This window comes from Thiopseudomonas alkaliphila (genome assembly GCF_001267175.1).
GTDB lineage: Bacteria > Pseudomonadota > Gammaproteobacteria > Pseudomonadales > Pseudomonadaceae > Oblitimonas > Oblitimonas alkaliphila.
Map to the genome: position 1 here is coordinate 248897 of NZ_CP012358.1, position 15924 is coordinate 264820.

General features: G+C 45.5%; 14 protein-coding genes and 2 pseudogenes. 11 read left to right on the forward strand and 5 right to left on the reverse strand.

All coding sequences use genetic code 11. From position 1 onward, the window contains the following. Positions 1–121: 121 nt before the first annotated feature. The 3 genes from dacB to AKN87_RS01240 all read left to right on the forward strand — a co-directional run bounded on the left by dacB (position 122) and on the right by AKN87_RS01240 (position 3817). Positions 122–1555, forward strand: a complete 1434-nt coding sequence (gene dacB / locus AKN87_RS01230; RefSeq protein WP_080995464.1) for a D-alanyl-D-alanine carboxypeptidase/D-alanyl-D-alanine endopeptidase — start codon at positions 122–124, stop codon at positions 1553–1555. Positions 1556–1806: 251 nt separating this feature from the next. Beyond that, complete coding sequence (locus tag AKN87_RS01235) at positions 1807–3147, forward strand: outer membrane protein transport protein (protein WP_053102228.1); 1341 nt, start codon at positions 1807–1809, stop codon at positions 3145–3147. Positions 3148–3298: 151 nt separating this feature from the next. Then, positions 3299–3817: a copper chaperone PCu(A)C gene (locus tag AKN87_RS01240; RefSeq protein WP_080995465.1), complete on the forward strand. Its 519-nt coding sequence runs from the start codon at positions 3299–3301 to the stop codon at positions 3815–3817. Between the two features lie 197 nt (positions 3818–4014). Here AKN87_RS01240 and tnpA read toward each other — a convergent pair whose 3' ends face one another. Then, a complete protein-coding gene (tnpA, locus tag AKN87_RS01245; protein WP_053102230.1) occupies positions 4015–4431 on the reverse strand; it encodes an IS200/IS605 family transposase in 417 nt (138 codons plus the stop codon). 21 nt (positions 4432–4452) lie between these two features. Between tnpA and AKN87_RS12180 the strand changes: the two genes are divergently transcribed. From AKN87_RS12180 to AKN87_RS01260, 3 genes and pseudogenes are all read left to right on the forward strand, one after another. Beyond that, the gene (locus AKN87_RS12180; RefSeq protein WP_231692608.1) at positions 4453–4668 is read left to right on the forward strand and encodes a hypothetical protein; all 216 of its coding nucleotides are present in this window, start codon (positions 4453–4455) and stop codon (positions 4666–4668) included. A 51-nt stretch (positions 4669–4719) separates the two neighbouring features. Beyond that, positions 4720–5882, forward strand: a protein-coding gene (locus AKN87_RS01255) for an IS3 family transposase (RefSeq protein WP_096334862.1) whose coding sequence is annotated in 2 segments (ribosomal slippage) — positions 4720–4975 and positions 4975–5882 — 1164 coding nt in all. Because the reading frame shifts where the segments join, the coding sequence is not laid out codon by codon here. A gap of 15 nt (positions 5883–5897) precedes the next feature. Continuing rightward, positions 5898–6755 (forward strand): annotated as a pseudogene (locus AKN87_RS01260) (RNA-guided endonuclease InsQ/TnpB family protein); the annotation flags it as partial. Positions 6756–6775: 20 nt separating this feature from the next. On the opposite strand, the pseudogene AKN87_RS01265 reads toward AKN87_RS01260, so the two are convergent. Beyond that, positions 6776–6913: pseudogene (locus tag AKN87_RS01265) on the reverse strand (cold-shock protein); the annotation flags it as partial. 208 nt (positions 6914–7121) lie between these two features. Here AKN87_RS01265 and clpS point away from each other — a divergent pair. The 4 genes from clpS to AKN87_RS01285 are packed head-to-tail and all read left to right on the forward strand — an operon-like array spanning position 7122 to position 10909. Continuing rightward, on the forward strand, positions 7122–7469 hold the full coding sequence (gene clpS / locus AKN87_RS01270; protein ID WP_053101686.1) for an ATP-dependent Clp protease adapter ClpS: 348 nt from the start codon (positions 7122–7124) through the stop codon (positions 7467–7469). A gap of 41 nt (positions 7470–7510) precedes the next feature. Further along, positions 7511–9772: an ATP-dependent Clp protease ATP-binding subunit ClpA gene (gene clpA / locus AKN87_RS01275; RefSeq protein ID WP_053102231.1), complete on the forward strand. Its 2262-nt coding sequence runs from the start codon at positions 7511–7513 to the stop codon at positions 9770–9772. 16 nt (positions 9773–9788) lie between these two features. Next, a complete protein-coding gene (locus AKN87_RS01280) occupies positions 9789–10244 on the forward strand; it encodes a flavodoxin domain-containing protein (protein ID WP_053102232.1) in 456 nt (151 codons plus the stop codon). Further along, positions 10241–10909: a pseudouridine synthase gene (locus AKN87_RS01285; RefSeq protein WP_080995467.1), complete on the forward strand. Its 669-nt coding sequence runs from the start codon at positions 10241–10243 to the stop codon at positions 10907–10909. Before AKN87_RS01280 ends, AKN87_RS01285 begins: the two co-directional genes overlap by 4 nt. A gap of 26 nt (positions 10910–10935) precedes the next feature. On the opposite strand, the gene AKN87_RS01290 is transcribed toward AKN87_RS01285, so the two are convergent. After that, positions 10936–11406 carry a MaoC family dehydratase gene (locus AKN87_RS01290; protein ID WP_053101689.1) on the reverse strand — a complete coding sequence of 157 codons (471 nt, stop codon included), beginning with the start codon at positions 11404–11406 and terminating at the stop codon, positions 10936–10938. 404 nt (positions 11407–11810) lie between these two features. On the opposite strand from AKN87_RS01290, the gene fadD1 reads away from it, so the two are divergent. Continuing rightward, complete coding sequence (gene fadD1, locus AKN87_RS01295) at positions 11811–13502, forward strand: long-chain-fatty-acid--CoA ligase FadD1 (protein ID WP_053102233.1); 1692 nt, start codon at positions 11811–11813, stop codon at positions 13500–13502. Between the two features lie 71 nt (positions 13503–13573). Here fadD1 and AKN87_RS01300 read toward each other — a convergent pair whose 3' ends face one another. Together AKN87_RS01300 and AKN87_RS01305 are read right to left on the reverse strand one after the other, a co-directional pair. Continuing rightward, positions 13574–14440, reverse strand: a complete 867-nt coding sequence (locus tag AKN87_RS01300) for a universal stress protein (protein ID WP_053102234.1) — start codon at positions 14438–14440, stop codon at positions 13574–13576. Between the two features lie 139 nt (positions 14441–14579). Then, positions 14580–15872, reverse strand: coding sequence for an NAD(P)/FAD-dependent oxidoreductase (locus tag AKN87_RS01305; protein WP_053101692.1), 1293 nt, complete (start codon positions 15870–15872; stop codon positions 14580–14582). Positions 15873–15924: the final 52 nt, after the last annotated feature.

A 15924-nucleotide genomic window follows, 5' to 3' on the forward strand; every position in this document is an offset into this window, starting at 1 on the left:
CTAACTTCTGGGAGTTAGCCTTTTTTTTGCCTCGATGTCAGCCGTTGGCTATCGCTTTAGGGCAGCGGCTATTACACTTTAGGGCAGGCTTTTTTTATTTATTATCAAGTGGATTGGTTAAATGTTTGCAAAGTTCTTAATGCGTTCTGTACTTAGCGCTTGTGCTATGACCTTAAGTTTACCTCTACTGGCGCAGGCCAGTGGATTACCAGCATCGATTGAGCAGGTGCTGACAAAAAATAATTTATCCGGTCAGTCCTTATCATTGGCAGCAATTCCTTTAACTGGTCCAGGGCGTGCTATTTTCTATAATGCCGATACGGCAATTAATCCTGCATCGACCATGAAGTTAGTGACTACTTATTCTGCTTTAGAGTTATTGGGCCCGGCCTATCAATGGAAAACCGAGCTGGCGAGCGATGGCATACTTAAGGATGGGGTGCTACAAGGTAATCTCTATGTCAAAGGCGGTGGTGATCCTAAACTCACTATGGAAAAACTTTGGTTACTGCTTAGGGATTTAAAAGCCAATGGGGTCACCACTGTGACCGGTGATTTGGTGTTGGATAATCATTATTTTTCTTTACCGCGATTAGAACCCTTTGATGATGATGGCTCTGATCAAAATAAACCTTTTTTAGTTGAGCCAGACTCGCTGTTGGTTAACTTTAAGGCAATGCGCATTATTGCATTAGGTCAGCAACAGCAAGTTAAAGTCAGTGTTGAGCCGCCCATTGACAACCTAACCGTGGTTAATCAAATCAAGCTATTACCCCCAGGTAAGTGCCAAGACCCTGCGCGAGTGTTCTATAAAACTGTGGAAGGTGAAGGTAAAACTGAGCTAGTGATGAGTGGGGAGATTGTCTCTGGTTGCCGGAGCCAAAGTTATGTGGCGCTGCTTGATCATCCGCAATATGTGGCGGGCGTGATTCGTTCTATGTGGCGTGAGTTGGGTGGGTCGATTCAGGGGCGGGATCGGGTAGCACCGGTAGTGGCGAATAGCCATGTGGTAGCTCGTGCCTACTCAGCTGATTTGACGGAAGTGATTCGTGACGTCAACAAATACAGTAATAACACTATGGCCAAGCAAGTTTTTTTAAGTATTGGCGCCCAGCACCGCACAGCTTCAGACCGCGATGATGCGGCAGCAGCTAAGCGCATGATTAATCAATTGATGCGCCATAAAAAGATTCCGGCTCAACACCTAACCATTGAGAATGGTTCAGGGCTATCACGTAATGAGCGTGTAAGTGCCCGTGAATTGGCTTATATGCTAAAGGCCGCTTGGGAAAGCCCGTTTTCAGCTGAGTTTATTTCTTCTTTACCCATTGCCGGCATGGACGGCACTTTGCGTAATCGAATGAAGAACACTGTGGTACGCGGTAAAGCCCATTTAAAAACCGGAACCCTGCGTAATGTGCGGGCTTTAGCCGGTTATGTGCGCGATAAGCAGAATAATCAGTGGGCATTAGTAGCCATTATTAATGATGATAAACCTTGGAGTGGTGGTGCGGTGATTGACCATGCAGTGGTTCATTTGCATCAAAACCCTTAAAATAGTCTGACTTATCAGTCATAATATGTGCTAATTAAAGAGTATTCAGCGAAATTAGCTACAGTTAGTTATATCGCCTGACAATTAATTGTCGGACAAAAAATAAAAACTGCTGCAAAAACCGCGGCAGTTTTTTTTATTGCAGAATTTATCTACTAAAGGCGTATTCCGACAGTAATTTGGTTGTTGGTCTCTTTTCTAAAGCTTGTTAGCTTGCATGTGCGTTCACACATCTTAGGAGTACAAAAATAATGCGCATTCCATTTTTACGGACAACCCTAGCCATTAGCTTAGCTGCCGCCTCTACTTATACCTTGGCTAATGGTTTAGCGATTAACGAACAAAGCGCAAGTGGCGCAGGTACTGCATACGCAGGTCGTGCCTCTTCAGCCTTAGATGGCAGTACCATCTATGGTAACCCTGCAGGTCTATCTAAATTAAAAGGTACCCAGGTATCGGGTGGTATGGCTGCAGTACATGCCAATGTCGATATTAAGCAAACTAATGACGGGCATCCTTTTAATGGGAAAGGCCGTAACAAAGGTGACATGGTGCCTTTTGCCGCAGTACCTTTTGGTTATTTTTCTTCTGAAATTGATGAGAACTGGGCTGTCGGTTTAGGCGTCTATGTACCCTTTGGTGTAATCAGTGATTATGAAAAAGACTTTGCTGGTCGTTCGCAGGGCTTATACAGTGAGGTGCGGGTAATTACTGTGCAGCCAACGGTTAGCTATAAGTTTAATGACCGCATCGCAGTAGGTTTTGGTCCAACCATTAACCGGATTGATGGGGAGTTAACGCGTAATATTGATATGCAAGCTGCTTCAGCTGTTGCATCTCAGCAGGTTGGACAGCCTATTAAGTTTGCAGAAGGAAAGTCTAAAGTTAAAGGCGATGATATGGGTTATGGCTATAACCTTGGGGTGATGATTGATCTATCAGATCGCACAACTTGGGGCTTAACCTATCACTCGAAAGTAAAGTATAAGCTTAAAGGCGATATTACAGTATCTGGTTTAAATCCTATATTTGTGGGCAGTGCACAAGCTCAGGGTAATAATATCAAAAATGGTAAGTTCAAAGGATCATTAGACTTTACTACACCAGAATCGATTGATACTTCAGTTACCCATAAGCTGAATGATCAATGGACAGTGCATGCTGGTGCTACTTGGACCCGTTGGAGCCGTCTGGAAAAAATCGAGCCTTTATCTAAGTACAATGAAATTGATACCAGTAGCTCAAAAGAAGAGCTGAAGTGGGCCGATACTTGGTCATTCTCAGCCGGTGCTGAGTATCAGCTAAATCCAGAAGTAGCATTACGTGCTGGTTTGGCTTGGGATGAGTCGCCAACTAACAATGACTACCGTAACGTACGTATTCCAGTAAGTGACCGTATGATCTTTGGTATGGGGGTGGGCTGGAAAGCCACCGATAATCTAACAGTGGATGCGGCTTACGCTTATATTAAAGAGCGTGAAGGTAAAGTTAAGCGTGAATTTGATGCTTCATCACCTACTCATGCTGCCTACAGCGCCAAATACAAAAATAGCGCCCACGGTTTAACTGCTTCGGCAACCTACCGTTTCTAAGTTAATCCTTAGTTGCTGTAATCAAAGCCGTCACTCTTATGGGTGGCGGCTTTTTTGTTGGGGGTGCTTATGCAGCACTTTGCCGCATGTTGAGTCAAGGCGGTTATTGATAGAGTGCAGGCTGAATAATAACTAACCAATTAGGAATTTGATGATGCATAAAGCCTTTATTTTAACTGGCCTACTAGGTGCCTTGCTATCCATTAACCCGCTAGCTGTAGCCCATAATGAGGCTCATCATGGACATACACAGCAAGCGGCAGCACAGCTAAAAGAGCTAAGTTTTGGTGAGGCTTGGAGTAAAGAGCTACCACCGACGGCACAAAACGGTATTGCCTTTTTTTCAGTGACCAATACTGGAAAAAATAATGACAAATTAATTGCTGCTGCGGCGCCAGTTATTGCCGAAAGTGCAGAAATTCATGCCCACATCCATGAAAATGACTTGATGCGTATGGTCAAAGTAGACGATTTAGAAGTTGCTGCTGGGCAGACAGTGGTATTGGAGCCATCGGGCTACCACATTATGTTAATGGGCTTAAAGCGTCCGCTGGTAGCGGGTGAGCAGTTTCCATTACAGCTGACGTTTAAGGAGTCGGGAGAGGTGGAGTTAACTGTAACAGTACGCGCTAATGATGCGGTAGAAGCAGAACATCATCACCATCACTAATAGATAAGTGAAACAACTCAGGCTGCTGCAATGGCAGCTTGAGTTACTAAAACCTGCCTTACTTCTCGCTGATTAAACGAATATTGATGGCATGCATGCCTTTGGGGGCAGGCGTTTGCTCAAAGGTGACCAAAATGCGTGACAAGCCCCGTACTTCTAGTGCGGGGAAGGATAGCACTGGGAGGCGTTAGCCTCCCTTAATGCGGTCGGGCTTGTTGCTCAATGTATTGTCTAATCACTGAAATAGGAGCGCCACCCACACTTCCCGCGTAGTAGCTGGGACTCCAGAGCGCGTTTTTCATGTATGCAAGTTTAACCAGCTCAGGGTGTAACAGTTTGAGCCTCCGGCTCGACACCCCTTTCAAACTATTCACCAGTTTCGATACCGATACTTTCGGTGGAAAGTTCACCAGCAGGTGAACGTGGTCGGCTTCGCCATTGAACTCCACTAACTCCGTTTCAAAGTCCGTACACACGCTGCGAAAGATACTTTCCAGCGACCTAAGATGATTATCGGCAAACACAGCGCCACGGTACTTCGTAATAAAGACCAAGTGAGCATGAAGCTCAAAAATGCAGTGTCGGCCTGTTCTATATGTATTGTTTTTTCTCATAGACCAAATATAATCGAAAGCATGAAGCAGACCAAGACTTTAAAAGTTCGAGTTAAAGATAAGCACCGACCACTGCTAAATAACATGGCGCGGTCGGTGAACTTTGTCTGGAACTATGTGAACGAACTTAGTCACCGCTCAATCAAAGAGCGTGGCGTGTTTTTGTCTGCCTACACTATCCAGAAGTACACGCAGGGTGTGCACAAAGAGCTGGGATTGCATAGTGTAGTGGTCTAATGAAACCAGACATCTACTTAGGCGATAATGTTCGCCATAAAGAGGTGCTCTATGATAAACAAACAACGTACTTTTACTCCAGAATTCAAACAAGAAGCCGCTAGCTTGGTGCTTGATCAAGGCTACAGTCTTGCCCAAGCCTGCACATCATTAGGTGTGAGTAAGTCGGCCTTGCACCGATGGGTTAAACAGCTCTCAGAAGAGCGTCAAGGTATCACTCCAAAAGGTAAAGCAATAACCCAAGAACAACAGCGCATTCAAGAGCTTGAAGAGCGCTGCAGACGGCTTGAGATGGAGAAATCCATATTAAAAAAGGCTACAGCTCTCTTAATGTCGGACGATTGGAAACATACACGCTAATTGAGAAGTTAAGAGAGTATGCCCCTGTTGAAATCGTGTGTGCGACCTTTGAGGTTAATCGCTCTTGTTACTATGAGTATCGAAAAAGATCGCGACGAGTAGATGTCGAGCACATCAAGCTAAGAGCGCTGGTAAGTCAATTATTTAACAAGAGTCGCTACTCAGCGGGCAGTCGCACTTTGCAATGTATGCTGAGTAAACAAGGTGTCACTATAGGTCGTTTTAAGGTGCGTAAGATGATGAACGAACTCGGTCTATCATGTAAGCAGCCAGGCTCGCACGTGTACAAACAAGCCACGCTTGAACGACTTGATATACCGAACCGTTTAGACAGGAAGTTTGCTGTAACACGACCTAATCAAGTTTGGTGCGGGGATATTACTTACATCTGGACAGGTCAGCGCTGGAGTTACCTAGCAGTTGTTTTGGATCTTTATGCTCGACGGGTAGTTGGTTGGTCTATGTCTGAAACAGCTGATGCCAGCTTAATCGTAAAATCGTTAGAGCATGCATGGGAGCAGCGCGGTCGTCCGCAAGGTGTGTTATTTCACTCAGATCAAGGCTCACAGTACGCTAGCTATCAGTTTCGTCAGCGTCTATGGCAATATCGCATGGTTCAAAGTATGAGTCGCCGAGGTAACTGCTGGGATAATGCACCGGTGGAGCGACTATTTCGTAGCTTAAAAACAGAGTGGGTACCAATGTTTGGGTATAACAGTTTTATGGCTGCTCAAAAAGATATCAGTGGTTACCTGATGAAATATTATAATCAGCAACGACCACATACATTTAATCGTGGCTTGACTCCGCTAGCAGCGGAAGAAATTCTTAACAAAGTGTCTGGAATTATTTGACCACTACATAGTCACACGGTGCAGAAGGTAGGTGCTGAGTACGCTACGCGCCGCAGACAGTTCAAGAAATCACGCCTTAGTTGGCGCAAGTCTGGCGGTGTACGCCGCTCACTGGGCTGGATACCGATCAATACAGGCATGGCCAAATGGAAGAATGGTCAGGTTTATCACAACGGCCACTACTTCAACGTATGGGACAGCTACGGTCTGTCACAGTATACGTTCAAGTCTGCCTCGTTCAACGAGGATGCCCGTGGCCGCTGGTACTTCAATGTGGTGGTTGAAGTTGATGTAGTGATGCCCAAGGGACAAGACTGTATCGGTATTGATCTTGGCTTAACCGACACAGCCACCTGCTCGGACGGCACAAAGCTGGAGGCGGGTCGCTTCTATCGCGGTCTTGAGGAAAAATTAGCCATAGCACAACGGGCTAGAAATAAAACTCAAGTCAAAACCATTCACGCCAAGATTGCTAACCGTAGAAAAGATACGCTGCACAAGTTCAGTCGCACGTTGGTCAACCGCTGCGGTGAAATCTATGTCGGCAATGTCAGTAGTCTAAAACTCGTTAAAACCAAGATGGCCAAGTCAGTGTTGGACGCTGGCTGGGGTCAATTAAAAACAATGCTGAAGTATAAAAGCGATCACGCTGGCATTGTTTTTAAGGAAGTGAACGAGGCATACACCACCCAAACCTGTAGCTGTTGTGGCGCACTGCCCGATAGCAGGCCGAGAGGTATCGCAGGGCTTGGAATAAGAGAATGGATGTGCAGTGCGTGTGGTGTCACGCACAGCGACCGCGATGTAAACGCGGCCAAGAACATTCTCGCGGTCGGGCATGGCCGTCTAGCTGTAGGAATCCCCGCCCTTTAGGTCGGGGAGGATGTCAATTTTTGTCCAGCTTTTAGCGAGCGATAGCCTTCCATATTAATCGCTGAGTGGTGCGCGAAGATATCTTGCTGGCCACCATCCACTACAATAAAACCATAGCCTTTGGTGTTGTTAAACCATTTAACTTTACCGTGAATCATTACTACTTCCTCTGATTTCTTACTCGCTTGCTAGGGGTAACATAAATTACTTGCATGCTTCATAATGGGCCTAATTTTGCTTAGTCCCCGTAAGTTTTTTATGCACTCGATATTTTTAAAACAGCACTTAACAGCTGTCAATCTGCAGAGTGGTAGCTTGCGAGGCATATCAATTTTTTGTTTTTTATTTTGGCTAAAAGTGAATTAAATGACACCTTATCTACATAACAGTCAGTGGCAATCCGAGGATTCAGACTCTGGTATAGGTTTAGCGGAAGCACCCGCTAAGCCGCAGCTGAAAGAACCTCCGATGTATCAAGTGGTTTTATTAAATGATGACTACACGCCGATGGATTTTGTGGTAGAGGTGTTAGAGGTGTTTTTTGCCATGAGCCAAGAGCAAGCCTTTGCCGTGATGCAAAAGGTGCACTTTGAAGGCAAAGGAGTGTGCGGCGTTTTTACACGTGATATTGCTGAGACTAAAGCACAGCAAGTCACTGATTGTGCAAGGGATAATGGGCATCCGCTGCTGTGCGAGTTTGAGCCTGTAGCGTAATACAGTATGAATGTTAGGCAAATTATTTAGGTGGTTATGGCATGTTGACTCAAGAATTAGAAAAAGCCCTTAACCTTGCGTTTAAAGAGGCGGCAGACTATCAGCATGAGTATGTCAGTGTTGAGCATTTACTCTTAGCGCTGCTAGAAAGTGTTGAGGTGCAAAAAATCATCGCCGGCTGTGGCGTACATCTAGAGCCGCTTAAGCAAGAAGTTTTGGCATTTATTTTAACCACCCATCAATCTAATGCGTTGTTAATGAATGCTCCTGAGCCAACCCTTGGCTTTCAGCGTGTCTTACAAAGAGCCGTATCCCACGTACATAGTTCTGGTCGTACGGAGGTAACCTGTGGTAATGCGCTGATTGCGATTTATTCTGAGCTCGATAGTCACGCCGTGTATATGTTGGAAAAAGCTGGACTGACGCGTTTAGAGGCAGTGACTTATCTGTCCCATGGTGAGGACTTAGCTGAGCCAGCATTAACTGAAGAGGCACTAGAAGAATCAGAGACTGAGCAAAGCAGTCAGAAAAGTGCGTTAGATAAGTACACACAAAACCTTAATCTGCTAGCTGAGCAAAATAAGATTGATCCGTTAATTGGGCGGGAACAAGAGTTAGAGCGAGTAGCGCAAATTTTAGCTCGGCGGCGGAAAAATAATCCGTTATTAGTGGGTGAGGCCGGAGTGGGTAAAACTGCGATTGCCGAAGGTTTAGCAAAAAATATTGTCGCGGGAAAGGTGCCTGCCATTTTAGCTGATACGGTAGTTTACTCCCTAGATTTAGGCGCTTTGTTAGCCGGTACCAAATACCGTGGTGATTTTGAAAAGCGTCTTAAAAGCTTGCTTGCTGAGCTGGCCAAGCAGCCTGATAGCGTACTGTTTATTGATGAGATTCACACTATTATTGGTGCCGGTGCGGTATCTTCAGGTGCGATGGATGCTTCCAATTTAATTAAGCCTTTGCTCAGCTCTGGACAGTTACGTTGTATGGGCTCGACTACGTTTCAAGAATATCGCGGTATTTTTGAAAAAGATCGGGCATTGGCGCGTCGCTTTCAAAAGGTCGATATTCAAGCACCTTCAGTGCAAGACACCTACTTAATTTTACAAGGTTTAAAAAGTCAGTTTGAGCAGCATCATCAGATCAGCTATAGCGATGAGGCATTACGTACTGCTGCGGAATTAGCCGCGCGTTATATTACTGATCGACACTTACCAGATACCGCGATCGATGTGGTTGATGAAGCGGGCGCTTACGAGCAGTTACAACCCAGTGCACAGCGTAAAACTGAAATTGGGGTGTCGGAAATTGAAGCCGTGATTGCGAAAATTGCGCGTATTCCTGAGCGTCAAGTCAGCGCCAGCGATAAAGAAGTGCTTAAAAATTTAGAGCGTGATTTAAAGCTAACTGTGTTTGGCCAAGAGCCGGCGATTGAAGCCTTAAGTAGTGCAATTAAGCTGTCTCGAGCAGGCTTACGTCAGCCTAATAAGCCGATTGGCTCGTTCTTATTTGCCGGACCTACCGGTGTGGGTAAAACCGAAGTGGCCAAGCAACTCGCCCGTGCGTTAGGCGTAGAGCTGATTCGCTTTGATATGTCGGAGTATATGGAAAAGCATACGGTATCGCGTTTAATTGGTGCACCGCCTGGCTACGTTGGTTTTGATCAGGGCGGATTGTTAACTGAGGCCATTACTCAGCAGCCACACTCTGTGTTGTTATTTGATGAAATTGAAAAGGCCCACCCTGAAGTCTTCAACCTGTTATTACAGGTAATGGATAACGGCACCTTAACCGATAACAACGGGCGTAAAGCAGATTTTCGCAATGTGGTGATTATCTTGACCACCAATGCTGGTGCGACTGTGGCAGCTCGGGCATCGATTGGTTTTACCCAGCAAGATCATGCCAGTGATGCGCTGGGTGAAATTAATAAATTATTTAGCCCAGAGTTTCGGAACCGCTTAGATAGTATTATTCAGTTTGGCCGCCTGTCAGAGCAAACCTTAACCAGCATTGTTGATAAACAAATAGCTGAGCTACAAATGCAGCTAGAAGAGAAAAAAGTTTATCTTGAGCTTACTGCTGCAGCTAAAACTTGGCTGGCTAAGGTGGGCTATGACCCGGCCATGGGGGCAAGACCTTTAGCTCGCGTGATCCAAGATAAAATTAAGCGAGTATTGGCTGAGGCGATCTTATTTGGCGAGTTACAGCAGGGTGGTTCGGTAGTGGCTGACTGCCAGCAGCAAGAGCTCTGCTTTAGCTATCAGCCACTAGCAGCTACTGAGCATAAACAATCAGTTTAAGGGCTGGAGTACAGTAATGAAGAAAGTAGTGATTGTTTCTGGAACGGTATTTGGTACCTCAGAAGAAGTGGCCTATGCAGCCGAGGAAATGTTACAAGCCCAAGGAATTGATGTTGAGTATAACAACCGTGTGACCTATCAGCAGTTAGCTGCCAGTGAGGCTGAGGTACTATTAGTGGTGACGTCCACCACCGGTATGGGCGAGTTGCCTGGGGCTTTAAACGTCTTGGTGCATGAGTTGCAAGATATGCCACCCCAGTGGGCGATTAAGCAAGGCGCTATTATTGCTTTGGGTGATGCCAGTTATGGTGAAACTTTTTGCGCGGGCGGTGAGCAGGTGCGGGAAATGTTTGCTGAGTTAGGTATTACTGAATTACAGCCGATGCTGAGACTGGATAGCAGCGCGACAGTAACCCCAGAGCTAGATGCTGTGCCTTGGATTGAACAATTGATTAGCCTGCTCCAAGCATGAGTGAAGTGAAGGGAGCTAGACGCGGCAAAAAGTTTTCAGTGGCAACTAAAGCTGTGTCTAAACCACGTACTCGACGACCACATTCGGGTTCTGCCAAAACTAGCGCACCAGTGTTACTTATGCTGAATAAGCCCTTTGATGTTTTAACTCAATTTACCGACGGACAAGGGCGAGCCACTCTCGCAAACTATGTGCAGCGCCAAGATGTGTATCCAGCTGGTCGCCTTGATCGAGACAGTGAAGGCTTGGTGCTGTTAACCAATGATGGGCGCTTACAGGCCAGAATCAGTGAGCCAAAATATCAGGTCAGCAAAACCTATTGGGCGCAAGTCGAGGGGCAGGCCAGCGAAGCTCAGTTGGAGCAGTTGCGGCAGGGAGTGCAGCTTAAAGATGGCGTCACCAAACCGGCTACAGCACGCTTAATAGAAGAGCCCCAAGGGTTATGGCCACGGGTACCACCGGTGCGTTATCGAGCCAGTATTCCTACCAGCTGGATTGAGCTAACAATCAGTGAGGGACGCAACCGACAGGTGCGACGTATGACGGCGGCGGTTGGTTTGCCGACCTTACGTTTGGTGCGGGTACGTATTGGTCCTTGGCACTTAGGCGATTTGCCACAAGGTGCTTGCTGTGAAGTTAATGCTGACTTATTAGCTAAGCGCTAGCTAATAAGCCAGGGATCGCTGAATGCTTATTCAGCAATAAAGTTAGGTACAGTGGCTAACTCAAGGGACAATTTTTCGTTGGGCGCTAATACTTTAGCTTCGCCTTCAACCACGGCTTTGCCTTCTTGGTTAACTACACGGGTTGCGATGCGAACACGGCCTTTAGGTAGCTTCTCTAGAACTTCTAGTTCTACCGTCAGGGTATCGCCTAGTTTGACTGGGCGAGTGAAGGTTAATTCTTGACCCAAATAAATCGAGCCAGGCCCTGGTAGTTCGCAAGCAATAGCCGCACTGATTAAAGCACCGCTGAACATGCCGTGAGCAATACGTTCTTTGAACATAGTGGTGGCGGCAAACTCTGCATCCAGGTGTACCGGGTTGGCATCTCCTGACACAGCTGCAAACATCAGAATATCTTTTTCCGTTACGGCTTTAGTAAAGGTAGCCTGTTGGCCTACGGTCAGTTCTTCGTAGGGGGTATTGGTGGCAATCGTCATGGGTAACTCCTTAAAAATAGAGGAGTGTACTTCAGTCTGAGAAATACACTATATATCGTTAGTGGTATTACTATATTATTTTGTGACTAATAGCTGAAAGTTACAAGGCCAAAAAAGGCTAAATTGTTGAACGAAAGAATAATAAATTTAGCGTCCTAAGTTTAACCTTTAAGAAACACAAAAACTCGCGATAGCTATGACTAAAGTAAGGTTGCCAATGCTAGTGGGGTGATTTTAAAGCTGTTATCGTTTTTTTAAACAAGCGTTCTAGTCTTTCTGTAACAGCGATCATTGCTACTGATCAGCACAGAAAATTGCTAGTCGTTTTAGTCTTTAGCCATAAAAAACTGCCCGGCTAGCAGTAATAAGCATATGATTAGTCAATACATCGTAGGAGCAGGTAGATGATTGAGAGTTTTTGGAAAGATAAATACCCTGAAGGTATTCCTACAGAAATTAATGCAGAAGAGTATCCCAATATCCAAGCGGTGATGCTTGAATCGTGCCGTCGATTTGCCAATAATCCCGCCTTCACTAACTTAGGTAAGCAATTAACCTATGGTGAGTTATATGAGTTATCTGGGCACTTTGCGTCGTGGATTCAAAACCATACCGATTTAAAGCCAGGCGATCGCATTGCTATTTTACTGCCTAACTTACTGCAATACCCGATTGCAGTGTTTGGTGCGATGCGTGCCGGACTGATTGTGGTGAACACTAACCCGCTGTATACCGCCCGTGAAATGGAGCATCAGTTTACTGACTCCGGTGCCACCGCAATTGTGTGTTTAGCCAACATGGCGCACTTGGTTGAGGAAGTCTTACCGAAGACGCAAATTAAGCAAGTAGTGATTACTGAAGTAGGTGATATGTTGTCACCGCTAAAACGCTTCTTAGTCAATAATGTAGTGAAATTCGTGAAGAAAATGGTGCCGGCTTACCATATTGCCAACGCCATTAGTTTTAATGATGCGCTGAAAAAAGGCTCAGCTAAAGCGGCGCGTAATGTTGATCCAGACTTAAATGATGTTGCGGTACTGCAATATACTGGCGGTACCACTGGCGTAGCAAAAGGCGCCATGCTGACCCACAAAAACCTGATTGCCAATATGCAGCAAGCTCGGGTGTTAATGGCCAGTAACTTAGAAGAGGGTAAAGAAACGGTAGTTGCTCCTTTACCGCTGTACCACATTTACGCCTTCACGCTGCACTGTATGGCGATGATGATTACCGGTAATAACAACTTGCTGATCACTAACCCGCGAGATTTACCGAGCATGATTAAAGATCTGAAAAAATTCAGTTTTTCAGGTTTTGTGGGCTTAAATACATTATTTGTGGCGTTGTGCAATAACGAGAAATTCCGTCAGTTAGATTTTTCTCGTTTAAAGCTCACCTTATCGGGTGGTATGGCGCTGCAAATTGCTACGGCTGAGCGCTGGACGGAGTTAACCGGTTCAAAAATTTGTGAAGGATACGGCATGACTGAAACGAGTCCTATTGTTTCGGTAAACCCTATTCAAGCCATTAAGTTAGGTACTATTGGTATTCCTGCACCTTCTACCCTATGTAAAATTATTGACGAAGAAGGGGTTGAATTGCCTCTGGGTGAAGCGGGTGAGCTTTGCGTTAAAGGTCCGCAAGTGATGAAGGGCTACTGGCAGCGCGAAGAAGCAACCAAAGAAGTGCTAAGTGACGATGGCTGGTTAAGAACCGGTGATATTGCGCTGATTCAAGAAGATGGCTATATGCGCATTGTGGATCGTAAAAAGGACATGATTGTAGTGTCAGGCTTTAACGTGTATCCCAATGAGTTAGAAGATGTGCTAGCTAAAATTCCAGGCGTCTTACAAAGTGCGGCGATTGGTATTCCTTCAGATAAAACGGGAGAAAAAGTTAAAGTATTTTTAGCTTTAAAACCTGGCGTAACCTTAACCAAAGATGAAGTAGTTAAGCATATGCGTGCTAACTTAACCGGTTATAAGGTAGCGCGTGAAATTGAGTTTAGAGATGAATTACCCACTACAAACGTAGGTAAAATTTTACGCCGTGAGTTGCGGGATGAAGAACTGAAAAAGATTCAAGCCGCTTCTTAAGCATCGCTGCTAATAAAAAAGCTGGGTAGCCATAAGCTCCCAGCTTTTTTTATCGCTAAAATTAAATGAAATTAAGTTTTATTTTTTAGGTCGCGCTCTAATTGCTCAATTCGATCTTGAGGTTTAAGCACTAAGACATCTGTTTGGATGCTATCTAGCACGACCTCTGCGGTATTACCAATCAGAGCACCAGACAAACCCGTGCGTGCCACAGTACCCATGACCGTGAGCACTGCACCTACTTCGTCAGCAGTGCGTGGAATTAAAAGATCAGCTGGACCTTCTTTGAGTGAGACTAAAGCGGGATCCAAGTCAAATAAGCTGACTAAGCTGTCACACAGCCCTTTATAGCGATTTTCAATGGTATCGCGTAGTTGGAAGGTGGGGTCAGCAGCTGACAGCATAGGCGAGGGGTGAGCGGTAAACAGGTGTAGTTTGCCTTTAGTGACTTGGGTTAGCTCTAGCCCCGTAGAGACAATACTGTTCTGTAATTCGCGATGTTCAGGCTCAGTATTACCTAAATCAACCGCGGCTAATACATTGCCATTGGACCAATCATGGGTGGTTTTAACAATTAATACGGGAGCAGGGCAGAAGCGCAGTAGTTTCCAGTCTTCAGGGGTTAACAGAACTTTTTTCAGTGGGTTTTCGGCATGGTGCTCTTTAATCACTAAGCCGCAGTTAAAAGCTTGTTGGGCTTGAATTACTGTTTCATGGAAGGAGTTATGCCAGCTGGCCTCACCCTTTACGCTAAAGCCCTCATCGCGTAATTTGGTTATCAATTGCTGCACAGATTGATGTTGGGTGCCGTCTTTATCGCAGGCTAATAAGTAGAGATCAGACTGGGTTACCTGAGCAATATGCTTGGCACGGATCAGGGCCGGCGGTTCTTCATAGGCAGGGTTTAATACAACTAAGATGCTTCTAACTGAACGCATGATGTCTCCTTACGTTATTTAGCCTAAAAGGTTAGGATGTCACAGTGCTTGGTTAGTCGCGCTGCTTAGCATCAATAGAAAGTCAGTTACTTTCTATTGATGGCTGTTGGGTTAACCTAATTTAAGCAAGAGTGCTTAATCAGTGTAGCTTCATTCGTGGATGAGTCCGTTTGCTGATTTTATCGGTAATCATCATTAACCCGGTTCTAAACACACCAAATAGCACCACTTGATGCATACGGTAGAGCGAAATATAAAACATGCGGGCTAACCAGCCCTCAACGTTTACGGTGCGCATCAGGCCGCCCATAATATTACCTACGGCACTGTATTTAGATAGGGATACGAGTGAGCCATAATCTTTGTACAGATAATCGGGTAAAGGTTGCTTATTTAAATGCAGTTTTAAGGCTTTAGTTAAAAAAGCGGCTTGCTGGTGTGCCGATTGAGCTCTAGGTGGTACATTTTTTTCGCTGCCAGCAAATAATGGACAGGCTGCGCAGTCGCCCATGGCAAAAATATTATCGTCTAAAGTGGTTTGTAGAGTATTACGTACCACCAGCTGATTAATTTTATTGGTTTCTAGGCCATCTAATTGGGTTAGAAACTTAGGTGCGCGTACTCCGGCAGCCCAAACTTTTAGCGAGGCTGGAATAAACACATCATTTTTACAGTGCACGCCTTCAGCAGTAATTTCCTCAACCGCTGAAGAGGTTTGTACATTTACGCCTAATTTGAGTAATTGCTGATGTGCTTCGCGGGCGATCTTATCGGAAAGAGCAGGAAGGACTCGGGGGCCTGCTTCGATCAGGTGAATCTTCATGTTTTCTGGGCGAATATTGCTTAAGCCATAGGCTGATAGCTGTTGCGCGGCATTACGCAGCTCAGCGGCTAGCTCTACACCGGTGGCGCCAGCGCCGACAATGGCGATATTGACGGTGCTTTCTTCTTCTTTGGCATGGGCTTTTAGGTATTCGCCTAAGAGCTGCTGATGAAAGGATTCTGCATGTTTTGGGCTATCTAAAAAAATCGAGTGTTCAGCGGCGCCTTTAGTGCCAAAGTCATTGGTTAGACTACCTACTGCAATCACTAAGGTGTCATAGCCTAAGGTTCTAGCCGGTACTAACTCATGGCCGGCCTCATCATAGGTAGCCGCTAGCTCAATGGTTTTCTCGGTACGGTTTAATCCAGTTAGACGGCCAATTTGAAAGTTAAAGTGATTCCATTTGGCTTGAGCCACATAGTTTAGCTCATTGTCTGTGCTAAGCGAGCCGGTAGCCACTTCATGGAGTAGGGGCTTCCAAATGTGGGTTAAGTTGGGGTCAACTAAGGTAATACGTGCTTTTTTTTGTTTGCCTAAGCTTCGGCCTAAGCGAGTCGCTAGCTCTAAACCGCCAGCGCCTCCTCCCACAACTACGATACGATGTAGCATTTAGATCAACCTTGTTTTAAAAGTGAAAAATTTTTAAAACTATAGCTGCTCA

What these genes read in the sequence shown, in the direction of transcription:
- dacB (WP_080995464.1), top strand. Translation starts at nt 122, where the DNA reads ATGTTTGCAAAGTTCTTAATGCGTTCTGTACTTAGCGCTTGTGCTATG.
- AKN87_RS01235 (WP_053102228.1), top strand. Translation starts at nt 1,807, where the DNA reads ATGCGCATTCCATTTTTACGGACAACCCTAGCCATTAGCTTAGCTGCC.
- AKN87_RS01240 (WP_080995465.1), top strand. Translation starts at nt 3,299, where the DNA reads ATGATGCATAAAGCCTTTATTTTAACTGGCCTACTAGGTGCCTTGCTA.
- tnpA (WP_053102230.1), bottom strand. Translation starts at nt 4,431, where the DNA reads ATGAGAAAAAACAATACATATAGAACAGGCCGACACTGCATTTTTGAG.
- AKN87_RS12180 (WP_231692608.1), top strand. Translation starts at nt 4,453, where the DNA reads ATGAAGCAGACCAAGACTTTAAAAGTTCGAGTTAAAGATAAGCACCGA.
- clpS (WP_053101686.1), top strand. Translation starts at nt 7,122, where the DNA reads ATGACACCTTATCTACATAACAGTCAGTGGCAATCCGAGGATTCAGAC.
- clpA (WP_053102231.1), top strand. Translation starts at nt 7,511, where the DNA reads ATGTTGACTCAAGAATTAGAAAAAGCCCTTAACCTTGCGTTTAAAGAG.
- AKN87_RS01280 (WP_053102232.1), top strand. Translation starts at nt 9,789, where the DNA reads ATGAAGAAAGTAGTGATTGTTTCTGGAACGGTATTTGGTACCTCAGAA.
- AKN87_RS01285 (WP_080995467.1), top strand. Translation starts at nt 10,241, where the DNA reads ATGAGTGAAGTGAAGGGAGCTAGACGCGGCAAAAAGTTTTCAGTGGCA.
- AKN87_RS01290 (WP_053101689.1), bottom strand. Translation starts at nt 11,406, where the DNA reads ATGACGATTGCCACCAATACCCCCTACGAAGAACTGACCGTAGGCCAA.
- fadD1 (WP_053102233.1), top strand. Translation starts at nt 11,811, where the DNA reads ATGATTGAGAGTTTTTGGAAAGATAAATACCCTGAAGGTATTCCTACA.
- AKN87_RS01300 (WP_053102234.1), bottom strand. Translation starts at nt 14,440, where the DNA reads ATGCGTTCAGTTAGAAGCATCTTAGTTGTATTAAACCCTGCCTATGAA.
- AKN87_RS01305 (WP_053101692.1), bottom strand. Translation starts at nt 15,872, where the DNA reads ATGCTACATCGTATCGTAGTTGTGGGAGGAGGCGCTGGCGGTTTAGAG.